General features: G+C 67.3%; 17 protein-coding genes. 7 read left to right on the top strand and 10 right to left on the bottom strand.

Annotated elements, in window-relative coordinates:
• Nucleotides 1-34 precede the first annotated feature (34 nt).
• Together ACYQR9_RS07000 and ACYQR9_RS06995 are read right to left on the bottom strand one after the other, a co-directional pair.
• The gene (locus ACYQR9_RS07000) at nucleotides 35-1426 is read right to left on the bottom strand and encodes a dipeptidase (protein WP_461229149.1); all 1392 of its coding nucleotides are present in this window, start codon (nucleotides 1424-1426) and stop codon (nucleotides 35-37) included.
• Between the two features lie 337 nt (nucleotides 1427-1763).
• On the bottom strand, nucleotides 1764-2441 hold the full coding sequence (locus ACYQR9_RS06995; protein WP_461229148.1) for an HD domain-containing protein: 678 nt from the start codon (nucleotides 2439-2441) through the stop codon (nucleotides 1764-1766).
• A gap of 118 nt (nucleotides 2442-2559) precedes the next feature.
• Between ACYQR9_RS06995 and ACYQR9_RS06990 the strand changes: the two genes are divergently transcribed.
• From ACYQR9_RS06990 to ACYQR9_RS06975, 4 genes are all read left to right on the top strand, one after another.
• Nucleotides 2560-3525, top strand: a complete 966-nt coding sequence (locus ACYQR9_RS06990) for a GlxA family transcriptional regulator (RefSeq protein WP_461229147.1) — start codon at nucleotides 2560-2562, stop codon at nucleotides 3523-3525.
• Nucleotides 3526-3791: 266 nt separating this feature from the next.
• Nucleotides 3792-4310 (top strand): (2Fe-2S)-binding protein, encoded by a 519-nt coding sequence (locus tag ACYQR9_RS06985; protein ID WP_311275859.1) that lies wholly within the window; start codon nucleotides 3792-3794, stop codon nucleotides 4308-4310.
• Nucleotides 4307-5320 (top strand): FAD binding domain-containing protein, encoded by a 1014-nt coding sequence (locus tag ACYQR9_RS06980; RefSeq protein ID WP_461229146.1) that lies wholly within the window; start codon nucleotides 4307-4309, stop codon nucleotides 5318-5320. Before ACYQR9_RS06985 ends, ACYQR9_RS06980 begins: the two co-directional genes overlap by 4 nt.
• A gap of 14 nt (nucleotides 5321-5334) precedes the next feature.
• Nucleotides 5335-7590, top strand: a complete 2256-nt coding sequence (locus ACYQR9_RS06975; RefSeq protein ID WP_461229145.1) for a xanthine dehydrogenase family protein molybdopterin-binding subunit — start codon at nucleotides 5335-5337, stop codon at nucleotides 7588-7590.
• A gap of 87 nt (nucleotides 7591-7677) precedes the next feature.
• Here the strand turns inward: ACYQR9_RS06975 and ACYQR9_RS06970 are convergent, their stop codons facing one another.
• The 8 genes from ACYQR9_RS06970 to ACYQR9_RS06935 form a co-directional block, all read right to left on the bottom strand.
• On the bottom strand, nucleotides 7678-8961 hold the full coding sequence (locus ACYQR9_RS06970) for an MSMEG_0569 family flavin-dependent oxidoreductase (RefSeq protein WP_461229144.1): 1284 nt from the start codon (nucleotides 8959-8961) through the stop codon (nucleotides 7678-7680).
• Nucleotides 8962-8985: 24 nt separating this feature from the next.
• Nucleotides 8986-9273, bottom strand: coding sequence for an MSMEG_0570 family nitrogen starvation response protein (locus tag ACYQR9_RS06965; RefSeq protein ID WP_207413000.1), 288 nt, complete (start codon nucleotides 9271-9273; stop codon nucleotides 8986-8988).
• Nucleotides 9266-10444: an MSMEG_0565 family glycosyltransferase gene (locus ACYQR9_RS06960; RefSeq protein ID WP_461229143.1), complete on the bottom strand. Its 1179-nt coding sequence runs from the start codon at nucleotides 10442-10444 to the stop codon at nucleotides 9266-9268. The genes ACYQR9_RS06965 and ACYQR9_RS06960 overlap by 8 nt, the downstream gene beginning before the upstream one ends.
• Nucleotides 10445-10449: 5 nt before the next feature.
• Entirely contained in the window at nucleotides 10450-11424 is a 975-nt protein-coding gene (locus ACYQR9_RS06955) for a sll0787 family AIR synthase-like protein (RefSeq protein ID WP_461229142.1), read from the bottom strand.
• Between the two features lie 2 nt (nucleotides 11425-11426).
• On the bottom strand, nucleotides 11427-11972 hold the full coding sequence (locus ACYQR9_RS06950; protein WP_461229141.1) for an MSMEG_0567/Sll0786 family nitrogen starvation N-acetyltransferase: 546 nt from the start codon (nucleotides 11970-11972) through the stop codon (nucleotides 11427-11429).
• An 8-nt stretch (nucleotides 11973-11980) separates the two neighbouring features.
• Entirely contained in the window at nucleotides 11981-13069 is a 1089-nt protein-coding gene (locus ACYQR9_RS06945; protein ID WP_461229745.1) for an MSMEG_0568 family radical SAM protein, read from the bottom strand.
• Nucleotides 13014-14105, bottom strand: coding sequence for a Nit6803 family nitrilase (locus tag ACYQR9_RS06940; RefSeq protein WP_461229140.1), 1092 nt, complete (start codon nucleotides 14103-14105; stop codon nucleotides 13014-13016). The genes ACYQR9_RS06945 and ACYQR9_RS06940 overlap by 56 nt, the downstream gene beginning before the upstream one ends.
• 154 nt (nucleotides 14106-14259) lie before the next feature.
• Nucleotides 14260-14742 carry an MSMEG_0572/Sll0783 family nitrogen starvation response protein gene (locus ACYQR9_RS06935; RefSeq protein WP_056427869.1) on the bottom strand — a complete coding sequence of 161 codons (483 nt, stop codon included), beginning with the start codon at nucleotides 14740-14742 and terminating at the stop codon, nucleotides 14260-14262.
• 354 nt (nucleotides 14743-15096) lie between these two features.
• Between ACYQR9_RS06935 and ACYQR9_RS06930 the strand changes: the two genes are divergently transcribed.
• The 3 genes from ACYQR9_RS06930 to ACYQR9_RS06920 all read left to right on the top strand — a co-directional run bounded on the left by ACYQR9_RS06930 (nucleotide 15097) and on the right by ACYQR9_RS06920 (nucleotide 18192).
• Complete coding sequence (locus tag ACYQR9_RS06930) at nucleotides 15097-16548, top strand: aminotransferase-like domain-containing protein (RefSeq protein ID WP_461229139.1); 1452 nt, start codon at nucleotides 15097-15099, stop codon at nucleotides 16546-16548.
• Nucleotides 16549-16835: 287 nt separating this feature from the next.
• Nucleotides 16836-17564, top strand: coding sequence for a guanitoxin biosynthesis heme-dependent pre-guanitoxin N-hydroxylase GntA (gene gntA, locus ACYQR9_RS06925; protein ID WP_056427872.1), 729 nt, complete (start codon nucleotides 16836-16838; stop codon nucleotides 17562-17564).
• Nucleotides 17545-18192 carry a DUF1989 domain-containing protein gene (locus ACYQR9_RS06920; RefSeq protein ID WP_461229138.1) on the top strand — a complete coding sequence of 216 codons (648 nt, stop codon included), beginning with the start codon at nucleotides 17545-17547 and terminating at the stop codon, nucleotides 18190-18192. The genes gntA and ACYQR9_RS06920 overlap by 20 nt, the downstream gene beginning before the upstream one ends.
• Nucleotides 18193-18219: the final 27 nt, after the last annotated feature.

Here is an 18219-nt window from a genome sequence, read left to right as displayed (position 1 = left end):
CCCGCTTCGCGAAGTTGATGGGGCAGTCTATCGCCTACGCTTCCTTCGCCCCGAATGCCGCCAGGATGCGCGCCCAGGAGCGCGTGCCCTTGTGGAAGCTCCTGAGATCGTACTTCTCGTTGGGCGAATGGATGCGGTCGTCATCCAGGCCGAAGCCGATGAGGAGCGTGTTGCGATCGAGCAGCCGCTTGAAGTCGCCAACGATGGGGATCGAGCCGCCCGCACCGATGGTGACAGCGGGAACGCCCCATTCCTCGGCGAGCGCCGCTCGGGCCGTGTCTAGTTCCGGCATGTCGAAGGGCAGGCTGATGGCGCGGCTGCCCTTGTAGCAGATCACCTCCACCGAACAGTCCGACGGGATTCTTTCGCGCACGAAGGCCTCGAAGGTCCGGGCGAGCTGTTCCGGGTCCTGGTCGTCCACGAGGCGGAACGAGACCTTGGCGCTGGCCTCTCCCGCGATGACCGTCTTGGTGCCCTCGCCGGTATAGCCGCCGATGATGCCGTTGACGTCGCAAGCCGGGCGCGACTGGATCAGCTCGATCAGCATGCGGCCGCGCTCACCCGCCGGCTCCGACAGACCGATGGGGCCGAGGAACTTGTCAGCCGTAAAGTCGAGCCCGCGCCATTGCTCCAGGATGTCCGCGGGCGTCTCGCGTACGCCGTCGTAGAAGCCCGGCAGGGCCACCCTTCCATCCGCGTCGTGCAGGTCGGCGATGATCTTCGACAGGACGTGGATCGGGTTGCGCGCCGCGCCGCCGAAGAAGCCCGAATGCAGGTCACGGTCGGCGCAGGTGACCTTCACCTCGAAATAGGCGAGGCCCCGCAGCGACGTGGTGATGGCCGGCGTGGTCGGGTTCCACATGCTCGTGTCACAGACGAGGACAATATCCGCCGCGAGCTTCTCCCGGTTGGCCGCGACCCATTCCGGCAATCCTTGAGAGCCGTTCTCCTCGGCGCCCTCGATCAGCAGAGTGACGCCACAGGGTAGCTCGCCCTCCATGGCGATGAAGGCGCGGCAGGCTTCGACGAAGGTCATGACCTGACCCTTGTCGTCCGAGGCGCCGCGCGCCACGATCTGTTTTTCGCCGTTGGCGTTCACCGAGATGCGCGGCTCGAAGGGCGGTGTCGCCCAGAGGTTCAGCGGGTCCACCGGCTGCACGTCGTAATGGCCGTAGAACAGCACGTGCGGCTTGCCGGGTTTCGGCGCATGCGCCAGCACCACCGGATGCAGTGATGTCTCGTGGATGGCCGTCTCGAACCCGAGCGCCGTCAGATTGCCCTCGAGCCACTGCGCCGCGTCGCGGCAATGCCCGGCATAGGCTGGATCGGTGGAGATCGAAGGGATCCGCAGGAAGGCGAACAGCCGCTCCAGGGCATTGTCGAGGTCGCGGTCGATATCGTTGAGAACCGGGTCGAGGGCGGCCATCGCGCGTCCTTGTGGCAAGCGGGGATGGCGACAGGGTTAGCCGAGGGGATGGGTGGGCGCAAACCACCGACATTGCCGTTCAGGGCTGCAAACCGGGCTGAACGACTTTCGACATGCAGGAAGGTTGAGGGGGCCCACGATTCCGGAACCGTGTTCCGGTCATCGAGGAGCGTTTGGGCTCGCATGGTCGGCACCTGACGAATGATATGCCGGGACCCCGCTCGTCGGGATGCGGTTTGCGGCGCCCCACCCGATCCCTCACCGAACGACGCCACTATCGGACCTTCAGGTGCGACACGGGATGAGAACGTACCCGCTCGCCGCGAGGGGCCACGCTTCAGCCACGATCAGCGCAGCCGCATCCCGGGGCATGGGCGCCGGTGGGCCAGCGCGAGCGACGGATCAATTCGCAGAAGTTGCCCTTGTGGAAGCGGGGCTCCTTGTCGGCGATGACGTCCGCCTTAACGTTGCCGAACGTCGTGCCCGGCTTGTGTCGGATGCCGTCGTAGAAGGCTTGGATGATATCCTCTTTGAAGTCGGGCGTCCGAGGGAAAGCCGACACAACCGCCTCACGCTCGGCGTCCGAATACTCTCCGTAGGTCAGACCGAGCACATCCATCTCGACGCCGGCCGTGACGAGTGCCACCACCGGATGCATGTGGACCGGGATGCCCGACGTCGTATGCAGCGCGATGGCGGTCCAGACCGTATAGACATCCGCCTCAGGTACTCCGTGCGCTGCCAGAAAGTCGCGCGCAGCATTGGCGCCGTCGACCTCGAAGCGCTCCTCCGCGCTGCTGTGGTCCGGCATCAGGCCAACGTCGTGGAACATCGCTCCAGCGTAGAGAAGTTCGCGGTCGAAGCTCAGGTCGCGGCGGATGCCTGCCAAGGCGCCGAATTGGTAGACCCGGCTCGAATGATTGAAGAGGAGTTCGGTTTCCGTGTCCCGGACGAACTCAGTGACGGCACGGGCTAATTTGCTGTCCGGAATGGTGGCCGAGGTGGGAATGCTCATGAGCGGGTTTCCTTTGTGCTGAGCCTCCCAACGAGCTACGAGACATCCTTGATGGCATCAATCATCGTGTAGCGGCATTTTCTGCCATCATTCATGCATCCTCAGCCACGGAGCCCCAATGGTGCCCCGACTCGTCGCCATCCTCGCCCTTCCCGGGGTCCAATTGCTCGACGTGGCCGGCCCGCTCGACGTCTTTGCCGAGGCGAACGTCCAAAGCGGCGAGGATGTCTACGATCTCGCCATCGTCGGAACGGCCGCAGATACGATTCTGACGTCGTCGGGACGGCGTCTCGTGTCGGATCTCGTCGCTCCCGGCACCGACCCGACTCGCTTCGACACCTTGCTGGTCGCGGGAGCGCCTCGCATGCACGAGACGGGCGTCGACGGCGGCCTCTTGGACTGGCTCGCGAAAGTCGCGACGCAGTGCCGGCGCTACGGTTCGGTCTGCAGCGGGGCGTTCCTGCTCGGTCAGGCCGGCCTGCTGGACCGCCGGAGAGTGACGACGCATTGGGCCGTGGCGGAAGTGCTGGCGGCGCGCTACCCCGAGGCGTCGGTCGAGCCCGATGCGATCTGCCTCTTCGACGGTCCGCTAAGGACGGCGGCCGGGGTCACCGCGGGACTGGACCTCGCGCTGGCGCTCGTCGAAGAAGATCTTGGCGCGGAGATCGCGCGCCGGGTCGCCAGCCAACTCGTGATGTTTTTTCGACGCGGCGGCGGGCAGATGCAGTTCAGCCGACGCGGGCTCAGTGCACCGGCCGGCCGATCGGCCTTGCAGGAGGTGCAGCGCTGGGTGGCTGCGTATCCCGCGGAGGATCACGCGGTCGAGAAGCTCGCGGCGCGTGCGGGGATGAGTCCGCGCCATTTCGCACGCCTGTTCCGGACCGAGACGGGACTGACACCCGCCGCCTACGTGGAGAACGTCCGGATCGAGGCTGTCCGGCGTCTTCTGGAAACGGACGGAATCGTTCTCAAGCAGGTCGCGAGCGCCTGCGGTTTCCTCGACGCCGACACCCTCCGGCGGGCCTTCATGCGGCGCGTCGGGACAACGCCTGCGGAATATCGACGACGGCATCTGCATCGCTGAGCCGACGGCGCAGCTGAGCCTGCACGCCCGTTCGAACTATCAGATCCGGCGAATCGGTGCTCATCCGGCGGCGGCGCCTCGAACCAGTCCGGTGGCGCCCGACATCCTTCTCGCCAGCGGAAACACCCCACCGGGGAACAGGCTCAATTTGGAACGGTTATTGAGTGGGCGGGCGTGGGGCGCGGAAGATCTTCCCCCCGCGGCCGCATCGCCATTCGAGAAACCCGGCCGGCATCTCACCGGTCCCGATCCCTCAGGACATGCCCATGCTCATCGACAGCGGATCACCCGGGGCGCCAGCCGCCATCGGCATCAGCCTGACCATCAACGGCGAGGTCCGTGAGCTCCAGGTGGCTCCTTGGACCACACTCCTCGATCTGCTGCGCGAGGAGCTCGACCTCACCGGCACCAAGAAGGGCTGCGACCACGGCCAATGCGGCGCCTGCACCGTGCTGGTGAACGGCACGCGCATCAATTCCTGTCTCGCACTCGCCGTGATGAAGGACGGCGCCGAGATCGTCACCGTCGAGGGGCTGGCCAGACATGCCGGCCAGGACGGCGCGATGCACCCGCTCCAGGCCGCCTTCGTGGAGCGCGACGCGTTCCAGTGCGGATACTGCACCCCCGGCCAGCTCTGCTCGGCCGCCGGCATGATTGCGGAAGGTCACGCCAGGTCCCGCGAAGAAATCCGCGAGGCGATGAGCGGTAACATCTGCCGCTGCGGCGCCTACACCAACATCGTCGACGCCATCGAAGACGTGATGCACGCGGGAGCCGCCCGATGAACCGCTTCGATTACGTCCGCCCGACCACGGTCGAGGAGGCGGTGAGGGCCATCGGCTCGGCCGCCAATGCCCGCTTCATCGCCGGCGGCACCAACCTCGTCGACCTGATGAAATACAATGTCGAGCGGCCGGAGCGCCTCGTCGACATCACCCGCCTGCCCTTGGAGGCCATCGAGGAGCAGGATGGGGGACTTCGCATCGGCGCCCTGGTGACAAACGCGACCGTGGCCTATGACGAGCGGATCAAGAGCCGCTACCCGCTCCTGTCGAGCGCGATCCTGGCCGGTGCCTCGGGCCAGTTGCGCAATGCCGCCACCACCGGCGGCAACCTGCTCCAGCGCACCCGCTGCTATTACTTCTATGACGACGCGATGCCCTGCAACAAACGCGATCCCGGCACCGGCTGCCAGGCGATCGGCGGGGTCAACCGCATCCACGCCATCTTCGGCACGAGCGACACGTGCATCGCCACCCACCCGTCCGACATGTGCGTGGCCCTGTCGGCGCTCAACGCGACGGTACGGGTCACCGGGCCGGCGGGTGAGCGCACCATTCCCTTCGGCGAGTTCCACCGCCTGCCGGGGGACGAGCCGCAGCGGGACACCACCCTCGCGGCCGATGAGATCGTGCTGTCCGTCGATCTGCCGGCCGAGGATTTCGGCGCCCACCACACCTATCTGAAGCTGCGCGACCGGCTCTCCTACGCTTTCGCCCTGGTCTCGGTGGCCGCCGTGATGAAGCGCGATGGCGACACGATCACCGAGGCGCGCTTCGCCCTCGGCGGCGTCGCGCACAAGCCCTGGCGCAATGCGGAGGCGGAAAGCTCCCTGAAGGGCAAGCCCGCCACCCGTGAGACATTCGAGGCCGCCGCCGACATCGTCATCCGTCAGGCTCAGCCGCAATCCGAGAACGGCTTCAAAGTCGAACTCGCCCGGCGCGCCATCATCCGCGGCCTGAGCCAGGCCGCGGCCGGCACGCCGCAGTCGCAATCCGACAAGCGCATCGCCTGAGGACCCGTCCAGACATGGCAAACAGCATTTCCTCCACCGGCACGGACAGCTTCGTCGGCACCGCGCGCAGCCGCGTCGACGGACCCGCAAAGGTCACCGGCCTCGCGAAATACGCGGGCGAATTCACCGCCGCCGACCTCGCCCATGGCTACGTCGTCTCCGGCGGCATCGCCAAAGGACGCATCACCGCCATAGACACAGCGGCGGCGGAGGCCGTCCCCGGTGTCGTCAAAGTCTTCACGCACGAGAACCGGCCACGCACGGCGTGGCTCGACTATAATTATCAGGACGCCGTGGCGCCCCCCGGCTCGCCGTTCCGCGCCCTCTACGATGACAAGATCCTCTACAGCGGGCAGCCCGTCGCGCTGGTCGTCGCAGAGGATTTCGACACTGCCCGCTATGCCGCGTCGCTGATCAAGGTCGCCTACGAGGTCGAGGAGCCCCTCACCGATGTCGAGCGCCAGCGCGAGTTCGGCTACGTACCGCCGATGAAGCGGGCGGGAATCAAGCCGCCGCCGGAGCCCTGGGGCGATGCCGAGGGCGCTTTCGCCTCTGCGCCGGTGCGGCTGCGCAACGATTACACGCTCGCCGTCGAGCATCACAACCCGATGGAGCCGCACGCGTCCACGGTGGTGTGGGAGGGCGATGGCCGGATCACCGTCTACGACAAGATCCAGGGCGTCTCGAACAGCCAGGGCTACATCGCCGGCGTGTTCGGCATGGACAAGGACAAGGTGCGGGTGCTCAACCCGTATCTCGGGGGTGGCTTCGGCCTCGGCCTGCGCCCGCAATACCAGCTCTTCCTCGCGGTGATGGCCGCGCGCGAACTGGAGCGCTCGGTGCGCGTGGTGCTGACCCGCGACCAGATGTTCACGATGAGCTATCGCCCCGACGTGCGCCAGACGATCTCGCTGGGCTCCGACGAAGGGGGCAAACTGCTCTCGCTCCGTCACGAAGCCCTGTCCGGCACCTCGCGGTTCGAGGATTACCAGGAGGTCGTCGTCAACTGGTCGGCGATCCTCTACGGCGGCTGCGAGAACGTCGCCCTCGACTACAGACTGACGCAGATCGACACGTTCACGCCCTCCGACATGCGCGCGCCGGGGGCGGTGACCGGGGTCTTCGCCCTCGAAATCGCCATGGACGAACTGGCCTACGCGACGAAGCAGGACCCGATCGCCCTGCGCCTGAAGAACTACACCGATAGGGACCCGACCGAGGGCAAGCCCTTCGGTTCGAAATCCCTGCGCGCCTGCTACGAGCAGGGCGCCGAGCGGTTCGGCTGGTCGGAGCGCAATCCCGAGCCGCGCTCCATGCGCGACGGCAAGGAACTCGTCGGCTGGGGCATGGCCACGGGCGTGTGGGAAGCCCTGATGCAGAAATCCTCGGCACAGGCGACGCTCACCACCGATGGCAAGCTCGTGGTCGGCAATTCCACCGGGGATATCGGCACCGGCACCTACACGATCCTCACCCAGATCGCGGCCGATGCCCTTGGCCTGCCCATGGAGGACGTGACGACGAAGCTCGGCGACACGGATTTGGCGGAAGCCCCCGTCGCGGGCGGCTCGTGGACAGCGGCCTCGTCCGGCACGGCGGTGATGAAGGCCTGCCGCAAGATCGCGGTGGATGTCTTCGCCATGGCCCGCGCCATGGACGATTCACCCCTTGCCAATGTCGATCTCGACCGCGTCGTCTTCATCGGCGGGCGCATCGAGGTGGCGGGCGATCCGTCGCGCAGCGTCTCGCTGGTGGAGGCCATGGCGGCCGCGGGCGTCGACAAGGTCGAGGCTACGGAGAGCGCGGGGCCCGATGCCGGGCACGCGAAGGAGTTCGCCTCCTACACGCATTCGGCCATCTTCGCCGAGGTGAAGATCGACGAGGAACTCGGCCAGGTCCGGCTCACGCGGATCGTGTCCGCCATCGCGGCGGGCAAGATCATCAATCCAAAGACGGCGCGCAGCCAGATTCTCGGCGGCGTGGTGATGGGGATCGGTTCGGCCCTGGAGGAAGAATCAATGCTCGACCACGCGGTCGGCCGGTTCATGAACCACAATCTCGGCGAGTATCACGTGCCGGTGAATGCCGACATCCACGATATCGACGTGATTTTCGTGGAGGAGGAAGACAAAGCCAACCCGATGGGCGTGAAGGGCCTCGGCGAAATCGGCATCGTCGGCACCGCCGCCGCCATCGCAAACGCAGTCTACCACGCCACCGGCAAGCGCATCCGCGACCTGCCGATCACCATCGACAAGATCATCGGGTGATCCAACAGTCGAACTGTAAGTAGATGCTGAGTCACCCGGACCGTACGCAATGGTCCGGGTGACTCGACGGAGGCGGTTTTTGTTGCCTCAACTCGCCATCGAAAGGGGCTCCCCGACAGAGCGTTTCGCCCCCCTCTCCACCACCCGCTCTGCCAAATACTCTGTATCCCGCGCGATGCCGGAGAAGCGGCCGGAGCCCCAGGTGTGGAGCCAGGGCAGGCCGATGAAGTAGAGCCCATCCACCGGGGTCACGCCGCGCGTGTGAATCGGCAAGCCGCGCCCGTCGAAGGCGGGGGCGTCGATGAAGCTGTAATCGGCGCGGAAGCCCGTCGCCCAGATCACGCTGCCGATCCCAGCGGCCCGGCAATCGAGGCTCGGCGCGTGAGGTCCCGGCGCCCAGAGCGGGCTGTAATGCGGCTGTTCGGGAGTATCGATCCCCTTGGCGGCGATGTGCCTGTCGATGGCGCCCTGGATGCCGGTATAGACCGCATCCGCGTTGTCGAGGTTTCGGGCCAGATCATCGGCGAAGCGCAGCACCGGCCCGTCTATGGCGTCGAGACGGCCGTGGAGGCTCATGCCTTCCAGGGCGAAACGGCGCAGGTCGATGTCCCGGCCGCCGTCGCGGCCGGTGAGGTAGTGGTTGGCCTTGCGCCGCACATCCTCCTTAAGCGGGTGGTTCTCCACGGGGAGGTCGTACTGGCCCATATCGGCGAGCCAATCGACGGCATCGCGCCCGCGATGAACGCGCGGGCAGCGCGGCGCACTGCCGACCACGAGATGGACCTTGCGGCCCGCCAGGTGAAGATCTTCGGCAATCTGGCAGCCGGACTGGCCGGAGCCCACCACCAGCACCGCACCGTCCGGCATCTGACCCGGATTGCGATAGGTCGAGGAGTGGATCTGCCGCAATCCGGCGGGCAGCCGCGCGGAGAAGGCCGGGATCGACGGCACGTGATAGCCGCTGATCGCCATCACCACTTGGTCGGCCGTGTGATCGCCACCGCTCGTGGCCACGGCGAACCCGCCGCCCGCGCGGCGGCGGATCGACGTGACGGTCACCCCCTCTGCCACGGGGGCTTCGATCGCCCGGGCATAGGCCTCGATGTAGCCGACAATCTCGTCCTTCGGCATGAATCCATGCGGCTCGGCACCCGGATAGGGGAAGCCCGGCAGCTGGCATTGCCAGTTCGGCGTGACGAGGCAGAAACTGTCCCAGCGCTGCGTCTTCCAGGCATGCGCGATGGTGTTCTTCTCGAACACGATGTGGTCGATGCCGTGCTGCCGGAGCTGATAGCTCATCGACAATCCGGCTTGACCACCGCCGACGACGATGACGGAATGGTGCGAGGGGGGCGTCAGGATCTGGTCCATGGGGCGTCCTTCAGGCTCGGTCCGCTATTCCTCGAAGGCCTCGACCCGCACGCGGGCATCGGGCAACGCGGCGAGCGCCTTGGCACCGGCCTCGATCCGCGCGAGCTGCCCGAGGGCGAGGCTGCAGGGAAACCCGTAGCGCGCCTCCACCCGCTGGCTGGCGATGGTCAGCGCCGTCCGACTGCGGGCGACGAACTCGTCGAGGGCGTAGGTCTCGCCGACTCCGAAATGCTCCTTGATGACGAGGGAGGGCGAGTAGCAGGCCTCGCGCCGGCCATCCGGCCAGCGCACGTGGAAATGCATCTCAGGCATCCGACATCTCCTGCTTGCGGGCGGCGAGCGCCGCGTAGGCGGACTCGTGCTTCTCGGCGCAGGCGCGCCAGGAATGGGCCTCGGCGACAGCGATCCCTGCTCTCGCCAACCGGCCGCGGAGGGACGGTTCGAGGACAGCGCGCAGGCCGTTGAAGATCGCTCCCTCGTCCTCGGGATCGACGAACACGGTGTCTCCGGTCGTCAGATATTCCGTGAAGGGTGGCCGGTCGGACACGAGGGTGGGCGTTCCGCTCGCCATCGCCTCCAGCACGCAGAGGCCGAAGCCTTCCCTCAGCGAGGGGAAGACCAGTGCGTCGGCCAGGCGATAGAAGGCCGGCATCGCCGCCTGAGGCACCGGTCCCGTCTCCACCACCGCCCGGCCGGGGCCGAGGGTGAGGCCGTTCCGGTCGAGGGCGGCCCGGCACCGGGCCTGGTAGCCGGAATGGTCGAGGAGCGAGGCACCGCCGACGACGAGAAGCTGCGCGTCCGGTCGCTCACCCCTCAAACGCGCGAAGGCCTCGATGATGGCGAGGGTGTTCTTGCGCTCCTCGAACCCACCGACGCTGAGGAGCACGGGACCGTCACCGAGGCCCCAGTGCGCACGGAGCGCCGCATCCCCCTCCCCCGGCGCGGGGCCGAAGGCGCCGGTATCGACACCGTTGCCGACATTGAGCGCGTCGAGACCGTAATCCCGCGTCAGTGCGCCCTGCCAGAGGCTGCTCACACACAGGAGGGCGGTGGCGTCGAAGATCGCCCGGTCGTGCCAATAGGCGAGCTGGGGGTCGGAGAAGAGGTCGACATGATGGACCGTCCGCACGAAGCCGGGGATCAGGCGGCGGCGCGCGAGGGTGGCAAGCGCATTGCCGCTGATGGCGTCCTGCGCATGGAAGACATCGTAGTCGCAGGCCGCCGGCGATGCGAAATGGCGCAGGTAATCCTCGATGCGGATGCGCACGAGCTCCACCGTGGAGCCCGAGACCGGCCGCGCGGCGACCGAGGTCACCGGGCAGGCGGCCCGGCGGAAGAAGCCGCTGCCCGAAGGGTCCGGCGCATGGACCACGGCCTCGTGGCCGAGGGCGACGAGCGCCTCGCCGAGGGCCAGGGCATGGACCACCCCGCCGCGCGGATTGGTGGAATGCGCCAGGATGGCGATGCGAAGCGGCTCACCCATTCGCGTCACTCCCCTTGCCCGCAGCCGATGAGGGGACCGGCTGCGAAATCCCAGATGACGGCCTCGTCCTCACTCTCGGCGAGGGTGGCGACACGGCTCGCATCGATGCCGCCGATGGCGGCGGCCGCGATCCCCCGCTGCGTAAAGCGCCCCAGCACCGCCTCGACACTCCCGGGCGGAACGCTGAGCAGGTAGCCGAAGCTCGGGAAGGCGGTGAGCCAGCGAACGAGGTCGATCCCCTCGGGGCGCGGGATGCGGTCCAGCCGGATCGACGCGCCGACGCGGGAGCATTCGAGCAGCATCAGCGCCGTACCGACGAGGCCGGCCATGCTGATGTCCTTGGCCGCCTTGGCCAGCCCGTCCTCGGCGATGCCGCTCAACAGTTCGATATCGCCGCGCAGGCGAAGGGCCGGCGCGGCACTGGCCGCGTCCCAATAGGGGTGCGGACCGCGAAAGGCGCCGCGCAGGTCGATCGCCGCCACGAGGCTGTCGCCGGGCCGGGCGTCGAAGCTGGTGAGCAATGTCTTCGCACGGCCCAGGATGGCCACGGCGAGATGCTCGCCCGCGTTGCGCGTGTTGCTGTGGCCGCCGACGATGGGCACGCCGAAGGTCTCTGCCCCCGCCCTCAAGCCCATGAGCATGGGGTCGGCATGGGCCTGGTCGCGGCTCCACAGTGCGTCGACCACGGCTATCGGGCGTCCGCCCATGGCCGCGATGTCGCTGACATTGACCATCACCCCGCAGAACCCCGCGAAATACGGATCGTCGGCGACGAACCTATCCATGAACCCTTCGATGGCGAGGAGGAGGTAGCCGTCGCCATCGGGAATCGCGGCGCAATCGTCGCCCAGGGGCACGGCGAGCGCACGGTCGCCCAGGCCGAGCCGCCCGATCACCGCGTCGATGTCGCGTTTATGGGCGAGGCCGCGCCCGTCTCGGAGATGTCGCGCGATCTCGGCGAGGGATTGTATCTGGCCCATGCTCACGCCGCCTGTTTCAGGAGGGTGACGAGGCCGTGCTCCGGGTCCGCCATGGCTGGGTAATGGGCGAGATCGGCCTGCATCAGGTGATGCGGCCGCCCATGAAGTTCGATCTCGGCGAGACTCGTCCAGTGCAGAGCCTGGAACAGGATCGCGTTGGCACTCTGCACATGGGCGAGGAAGCGCGTGCATCCGCGCGCATGGGCGGAGGCCACCGCCACGTGGATCAGTCCGGCACCGAGGGCACCGATCCGGCGGTGATCCCGCGCCACCGCGAGGCGCGAGCCCCACCATTCACCGGGATTGTCGGTCGTCTCGTGGATGCGCACGGTGCCGACCACCGCGTCCGGCGCGCCGCCGAGGGTCGAGAGGGCGCAGATCGGGACCGCCGCCGCGTCGATGGCATCGCGGTCGTCGCCCTCGAAGATCCCCTGCTCGGCGCAGAAGACCTGGCGACGCAGGGCGGCCGTTCCGCTCCGCTCCCAGGGCGCGGTGGCGAACTTGATCCGGAAATGGCTCGACCGGTAGGCGGGGACGGGCTCGAACATCGTCCAGCTCACCGCTCGTAGGTGGAGAGGGCCGAACAGGCGCCGCAGCGGCCGCACCCGGCCTTGATGTCGGTGGAGCGCAAACCCGCCCCCACCAGCATCGCCGCGAGCGGCTGGAGCACGGAATGCATGAAATCCGGCGAGGGGGCGGGATGGTCCTCCAGCGGCGTGCCGGAAATCGGCACGAACGGCACCACGAACGGGTAGACTCCCATGCCGATCAGGCGCTCGGCCATGGCGAGGATCGCTTCCGTCGTGTCTCCGAGCCCGGCGAGGATATAGGTCGAGACCTGGCCCTTGCCGAAGACCGGAACGGCGGCGGCGAAAGCGTCGAAATAGCGGTCCAGCGGCACGCTCGCCTTGCCGGGCATGATCGCGGCGCGCACCTCCGGCGTCACCGCCTCGAGATGCAGACCGAGTGCATCGACGCCCGACGCTTTCAGCCGAGCGAACCAGCGGTCGTCATCGGGAGGCTCGCATTGGGCCTGGATCGGCAGGTCCACCGCCGCTTTCACCGCGAAGGCGCTCTCGCAGAGCACCGCCGCCCCCCGGTCGGTGGCGTTGGGCGTACCCGTCGTCATCACCATGTGCTTGACGCCGTCGAGAAGCACGGCCGCGCGGGCGACCTCCGCGAGTTGCTGTGGCGTCTTGTGGGCGACGGTTCGTCCGGCCGCGAGCGACTGTCCGATGGAGCAGAACTGGCAGGTCTTGGTGCGGCTCTGGTAGCGGATGCAGGTCTGCAGCACCGTGGTGGCGAGCACGTCGCGCCCGTGCAGCACGGCGATCTTCGAATAGGGCACCCCGTCGAGGGTCTGGAGCCCGTAGAACCGGGGCTTGCCCGGAAACGTCACCCGACCGATCACGGTGCCGTCATGCTCGATGAGGCTCGACCCGTCGGCATCCGGCCGGCGCACGAGGTAGGGCGAATCGAAGGCGCTCGCGGTATGGACCGGCACCATCACGGTGCGGCCGGCGATGGTCATCGCCTTGTGGTCGGAAGGGCCGGCCCCGCCCCGGCGGCTGGCGACCCCGGCGCGGGTGTCAGCCAACCTGACTCCGTAGGATTGGAGCGCGTTGATCAGGTGCTCTGTCGGCATCCCCTGGTAGACCGGGGACGGCACCGGCGAGGAAGCGGCCGGGGAGGTCAGCAGCGGAGAGTCGCTCATGGTCGGTGCTCCGGGGATGCGGGATGTCCAATGCGGGCGTGGTCACCACCGTGCGGGCGGGACGTGCGTCATGGTTGAGGCTGAGGAGTTCGGGGCGGGCGTAATGGCCGACCGAATCCATCATCCGCTTGCGCTTGGTGACCAGCGCCATGTCCATGTCGGCGACGAGGATGCCCTCGCCCTCCGTCATCGGCGGAACGAGGTGCTTGCCTTCAGGCGAGACGATGGCGGTGCAATTGCCGCCGCGCAGGGCCCCGCGCATCCGCTCGTCGGGAGAGATCTTGGCGATCTGTGTCTCGGTGAGCCAACCGGTGGCGTTGACGACAAAGGCGGCCGCCTCCAGCGCGTGGTGCCGGATCGTCACCTCCATCTGGTCGGCGAAGATTTGCCCGACCATGGAGCCCGGGAACTGGGCCGCGTGGATCTCCTCGTGCTGCGCCATCAGGGCGTAGCGGGCGAGCGGGTTGTAATGCTCCCAGCAGGCGAGCGCCCCGACCCGGCCCACCGCCGTCTCGACCACGGTGAGGCCGGCACCGTCCCCCTGACCCCAGATCATGCGCTCGTGGTAGGTCGGCGTGATCTTGCGGCGCTTGAGCAGCAGCGTCCCATCCGCGTCGAAGATGAGCTGCGCATTGTAGAGCGAGCCGTGGTCGCGCTCGTTGATGCCGAGCACGATCACCGCGCCATGCCGGCGCGCGGCGGCCGAGACCGCCTGCGTCACCGGCCCCGGCACCGTCACCGCGCCCTCGTAGAGGCGCAAATGTTCGGGCCCCTGTGCCGCCGGCGGGGCAATGAAGGAGAAGTACGGGTAGTACGGCACGAAAGTCTCGGGGAACACGATGAACCGTGCGCCCCTCCCCGCCGCTTCGTCTGTCGCGGCGAGCACTTTCTCCAGCGTCCCGCCCGGCCGCTCCAGATCCGGGGAAATCTGGACGGCGGCGGCGCGCACGATGCGTGACTCGGACATCGGCCTGTTCCCTGTTCGCCATGGTCCGCGAGCATTCCCTCTCCCCTCTGCGGGAGAGGGTGGCCCACGAAGTGGGTCGGGAGAGGGGAGCGCCATCTCTGGAGAGGTCGCCCCTCTCCCGCCTCCACCACAGAGGGGGAGGGTCAGAACGGCCTCAGACCGTCCAGGTGTCGATGACCACGGCGTTGTCGCGCTTGTGCAGCAGCACGAGGTCGAGGACGTCGGTGGGGGCGATCGGGCGGATACCCTCGATCAGCGAGGGCTCGCCATGGCCGTAGAGCGCCTGCAGCGCGAACCGGCAGGCATAGACCTTGCCGCCCTCAGAGAGGAACTTCACGATCTGGTTGTTCATGTTCATGTGGCCGGGAAAGGCCTCGTCGCCGAGCGTCGGGAAGCCGCGCTGGACGCCGAGCGTCACGCCCGGCCCGTAGAGCAGGACGGAGGTCTCGAAGCCCTTGCGCAGCAGCCGCGTCGCCTGGAGCAGGTTCACGAAACCGATGGAGCCCTCGAAGGCCACGGTGTGGAAGGTGACGAGGGCCTTCTGGCCCGGCTCGGCCTTCACGTCCTCGAAGACCTTCTCTTCGTAATCGACGAAGTAATCGCCCTTCTTATGGTGCTCGGCGGTCACGGCTGGCATCGCAAATACTCCCCGTCATCTCGATATCCGCCGCGATCACGAGCAGCGACGGCTGATGAGGAGATGGCAAACCGCATGCCAGCAGCCGGTGGAGTTCGATCCAGCCAAATCCGCGCTGACGGATACAGTCAATCATGCGGTCAATGTCCGTCGAATGCGAAGGCTCTGACCAGCGTGCCGATCGCTTAAAAAGCGAGCATTGGATGCATATATACTCGACACAATGGACACTATACTCACGATCTATTTGAATGCATTGACCGGAAATTCAGATCCAGAACCTTACGGTATATCACGGCATGGCGGTTGCTTTCCATACAATACCGGATTGAATGGATATTGATCGGTTTCGCGATGACCAACAGCCAGCGATCGGCCAAGTCCGCCCGGCCGACCTTGCCTCTCCTCGTCTCGCCGGAGGGATGGACGCCGGACCTCCGCCGCTGGGGCAAGCCGCATTACCTCGCCATCGTCGAGGCCATTGCCGACGATATTCGGACCGGGCGTCTCGCCGTCGCGGAGCGTCTCCCGCCCCAGCGCGTCCTCGCCGAGCGGCTGGACCTGAACTTCACCACCGTGGCGCGCGGCTATGTGGAGGCGCAGCGCCGGGGGCTCGTTGAAGCGCGGGTGGGCCAGGGGACCTTCGTCGCCGAACCGGCGCTCCGCGTCACGCAGCCGAGGGCGGCACCGGAGCGCCGGCACGGCCCCGTCGATTTCACCATGAACTTGCCGCCGGAACCCGACGACCCCGCTTTGCTCGAGCGGATGAGGGGCGGCCTCGCCTCGGTCTCGGAGAATCTCGCCAATCTGCTGCGCTACCAGGGTTTCGGCGGGACGCCCGACGACAAGGACGCGGCGGTGGAATGGCTGCGCCGCCGCGGCCTCGACGCGCCTCGCGACCGACTCCTGATCTGCCCCGGCGCCCATGCGGCGCTCGGAGCCGTGATGAGCCTCGTGGCGCAACCCGGCGACACAATCTGCTGCGAGGCGCTGACCTATCCCGGCGCGCGGGCGCTCGCCGCTCATCTCAACCTGCGCCTCGTCGGCCTGCCCATGGATGGCGAAGGGATCGACGCCGCGGCCTTCGCGGCCACCTGCACCCGTCATGCGCCGAAGGCGCTCTACCTCAACCCGACCCTACAGAACCCGACCACGATCACGATCTCGCCGGAGAGACGCGAGGCCATCGTCACCGTGGCGCGACGCTACAACGTGGCGATCATCGAAGACGACGCCTACGGTTTCGTGCCGATGATTCCGGTTGCGAGTTTCTACCGCCTTGCGCCGGAGATCACCTATCACGTGGCCGGCCTCGCCAAGTGCCTCGGTGCCGGCCTGCGGCTCGCCTACATGCTGGCCCCCAGTGCCCGCGCGGCACTCCAACTGACGTCCGCCCTGCGCGCATCGACGGTGATGGCCTCCCCCATCACCACGGCTCTCGCGACGCGCTGGATCAATGACGGCACCGCAGAGGCGATCCTGGCCTTCGTGCGCTCGGAATCGACTGCGCGGCAGGCCATCGCCGCCGACATGCTGGGGCGGCACGGCGTGACCGCCGACCCCGCCGGCTTCCACCTCTGGCTGTCCCTGCCCGAAGGCTGGACCCGTTCGGCCTTCGCAAGCCAGGCGCGCGCAGCCGGAATTGGCGCTGTGGCGAGCGACGCTTTCCTCGCCGCAGGAGAAGCGCCGGAAGCGGTGCGGATCTGCCTTGGAGGACTCGCCGGCCGCGCCGAGATCATGCAATCGCTGGAGGTGCTTGCCCATGCCCTGTCGCATTCACCGGAGCTGGCTTCCGCCTATATTTAGCAGCGCGCGACAAACGGCCGGAGCGGTAGCAAGAGAGCGTCAAGGTGTCCCATGACAACGACCCCTTTATCTCCATGACAACGTACGAAAGGAGACCGACCTAGATTATCCTAATTTATCGAGATCCTGGGCCTCATCTGTTGGTGATTCCGGAAACTCTGTGGACAGCGACGTTCTAGCTCAACGAGAGTCGGAACCTCCCCTGCCGCGATTGGTTGGCCATGTCCTCGCAGCGCGGGCCTCCGGGTCCGCTTGCGGAGCTCAGACCAGAGACGATCCGGAGCACCATGCTGTTTCCCACCGACGATGCCGGGCATCCGCTCGCTCAGGAATTTCACGCCTTCATCAAGAGTCAGCCTTTCCCCTGCGTCGGTGCGAAATCGGCTCTCGCCAAGGGGCAACTGAAGGTTCTAGTGGCCCGCGACATCGCCTCCGGCTGGGACGATACGCGGATCTATCCGGCGCTTCTGGCCTTCATCTGCCGCTACCGGGCCGACCCGAAACTGTTCCAGAGCTTCGCCGTCGTCTTCGAAGCGTCTCAGCGCCAGAGCGAAGAGGAGTTCGAGCGGCACCTGTGGGCGCGTGTGCAATCCCTCTCCGACAAGGACGTCTTTCTCGGCCAGCGCTACGACAAGCGGGTGCAGGCCGACCCGGACGACCCGCATTTCTCCCTGTCCTTCGGCGGGGAGGCGTTCTTCCTCGTCGGCATGCATCCGGGCGCGAGCCGTCCGGCCCGCCGCTTTTCCCACCCCGTCCTCGTCTTCAACGTCCGCGCTCAGTTCGAGCAGTTGCGGGCGGAGGGCCGTTACGAGGGTCTGCGCTCGGCCATTCTCGCCCGCGATGAAGCCCTTGCCGGCTCGATCAACCCGATGCTGGCGCGGCATGGCGAGACATCGGAAGCGCGCCAATACAGCGGCCGCGCCGTCGAAGGAGATTGGGTCTGCCCGTTCAGGGGGCGCGAGACTGGGACCAGGGCCGGCGACTCCGCTCTTCGGGATGGCCGCGATGCCGCCTGACATCGCCCTCCCCCCGGTCCGACGCCACGAGATCGCGCCCCGCAGCGGCGTCGCCTTCGAACTGGCCAAGGGCGACCGCCTCACCGTGATCGACCCGAACGGCGAGCAGGTCGCCGATCTTCTGGCCTTCTCCGCGGCCGACCGCGAGGAGGTGATCTCGTCGGGCCGGACCCTCGATTACGCCAGCCGCATCTACCTGACGACGGGCGACCCGATCTACTCGAACCGCTCCAACGTTCTGCTGCGCATTGTCGAGGATACGGTGGGGCGGCACGATTTCCTGCTGACCCCCTGCTCTGCGGACACCTTCCGCATCATTTACGGCGACACGCATCCGCACCGCGGCTGTTTCGGCAACCTCGCCGCCGCGCTCGCGCCCTATGGCATCGAGCCGGACCGGATCCCGGTGGCCTTCAACGTGTTCATGAACGTCGTGGTGAACGGCGAGACCGGGGAATTAAAGGTCGAGCCGCCCCTGAGCCGGGCCGGCGACCGTGTGACCTTCGAGGCCGAAACCGACCTCATCATCGGGCTCACCGCCTGCTCGGCTCTGCAATCGAACAACAATGCCTTCAAGCCGATCCATTACGAGATCCGGCCCGCAGGTGCGCCCCCACAATCGCCCTGACCCTGCGCCTCGTGCTAGGGGCCCCGC

The organism is Methylobacterium sp. CM6241, from assembly GCF_054817845.1.
The sequence above is the reverse complement of the archived record's forward strand: the minus strand, read 5'-3'. Positions and strand labels throughout refer to the sequence as shown.

Excerpts from the sequence above, each read along its gene's own strand:
- ACYQR9_RS06920 (WP_461229138.1), top strand. The coding sequence starts at position 17,545 with ATGGCCGCGATGCCGCCTGACATCGCCCTCCCCCCGGTCCGACGCCAC.
- ACYQR9_RS06980 (WP_461229146.1), top strand. The coding sequence starts at position 4,307 with ATGAACCGCTTCGATTACGTCCGCCCGACCACGGTCGAGGAGGCGGTG.
- ACYQR9_RS06985 (WP_311275859.1), top strand. The coding sequence starts at position 3,792 with ATGCTCATCGACAGCGGATCACCCGGGGCGCCAGCCGCCATCGGCATC.
- ACYQR9_RS06970 (WP_461229144.1), bottom strand. The coding sequence starts at position 8,961 with ATGGACCAGATCCTGACGCCCCCCTCGCACCATTCCGTCATCGTCGTC.
- ACYQR9_RS06965 (WP_207413000.1), bottom strand. The coding sequence starts at position 9,273 with ATGCCTGAGATGCATTTCCACGTGCGCTGGCCGGATGGCCGGCGCGAG.
- ACYQR9_RS06975 (WP_461229145.1), top strand. The coding sequence starts at position 5,335 with ATGGCAAACAGCATTTCCTCCACCGGCACGGACAGCTTCGTCGGCACC.
- ACYQR9_RS06950 (WP_461229141.1), bottom strand. The coding sequence starts at position 11,972 with ATGTTCGAGCCCGTCCCCGCCTACCGGTCGAGCCATTTCCGGATCAAG.
- ACYQR9_RS06940 (WP_461229140.1), bottom strand. The coding sequence starts at position 14,105 with ATGTCCGAGTCACGCATCGTGCGCGCCGCCGCCGTCCAGATTTCCCCG.
- ACYQR9_RS06935 (WP_056427869.1), bottom strand. The coding sequence starts at position 14,742 with ATGCCAGCCGTGACCGCCGAGCACCATAAGAAGGGCGATTACTTCGTC.
- ACYQR9_RS06995 (WP_461229148.1), bottom strand. The coding sequence starts at position 2,441 with ATGAGCATTCCCACCTCGGCCACCATTCCGGACAGCAAATTAGCCCGT.
- ACYQR9_RS06990 (WP_461229147.1), top strand. The coding sequence starts at position 2,560 with ATGGTGCCCCGACTCGTCGCCATCCTCGCCCTTCCCGGGGTCCAATTG.
- ACYQR9_RS06960 (WP_461229143.1), bottom strand. The coding sequence starts at position 10,444 with ATGGGTGAGCCGCTTCGCATCGCCATCCTGGCGCATTCCACCAATCCG.
- ACYQR9_RS06955 (WP_461229142.1), bottom strand. The coding sequence starts at position 11,424 with ATGGGCCAGATACAATCCCTCGCCGAGATCGCGCGACATCTCCGAGAC.
- ACYQR9_RS07000 (WP_461229149.1), bottom strand. The coding sequence starts at position 1,426 with ATGGCCGCCCTCGACCCGGTTCTCAACGATATCGACCGCGACCTCGAC.
- ACYQR9_RS06945 (WP_461229745.1), bottom strand. The coding sequence starts at position 13,069 with ATGCCGACAGAGCACCTGATCAACGCGCTCCAATCCTACGGAGTCAGG.
- ACYQR9_RS06930 (WP_461229139.1), top strand. The coding sequence starts at position 15,097 with ATGACCAACAGCCAGCGATCGGCCAAGTCCGCCCGGCCGACCTTGCCT.
- gntA (WP_056427872.1), top strand. The coding sequence starts at position 16,836 with ATGCTGTTTCCCACCGACGATGCCGGGCATCCGCTCGCTCAGGAATTT.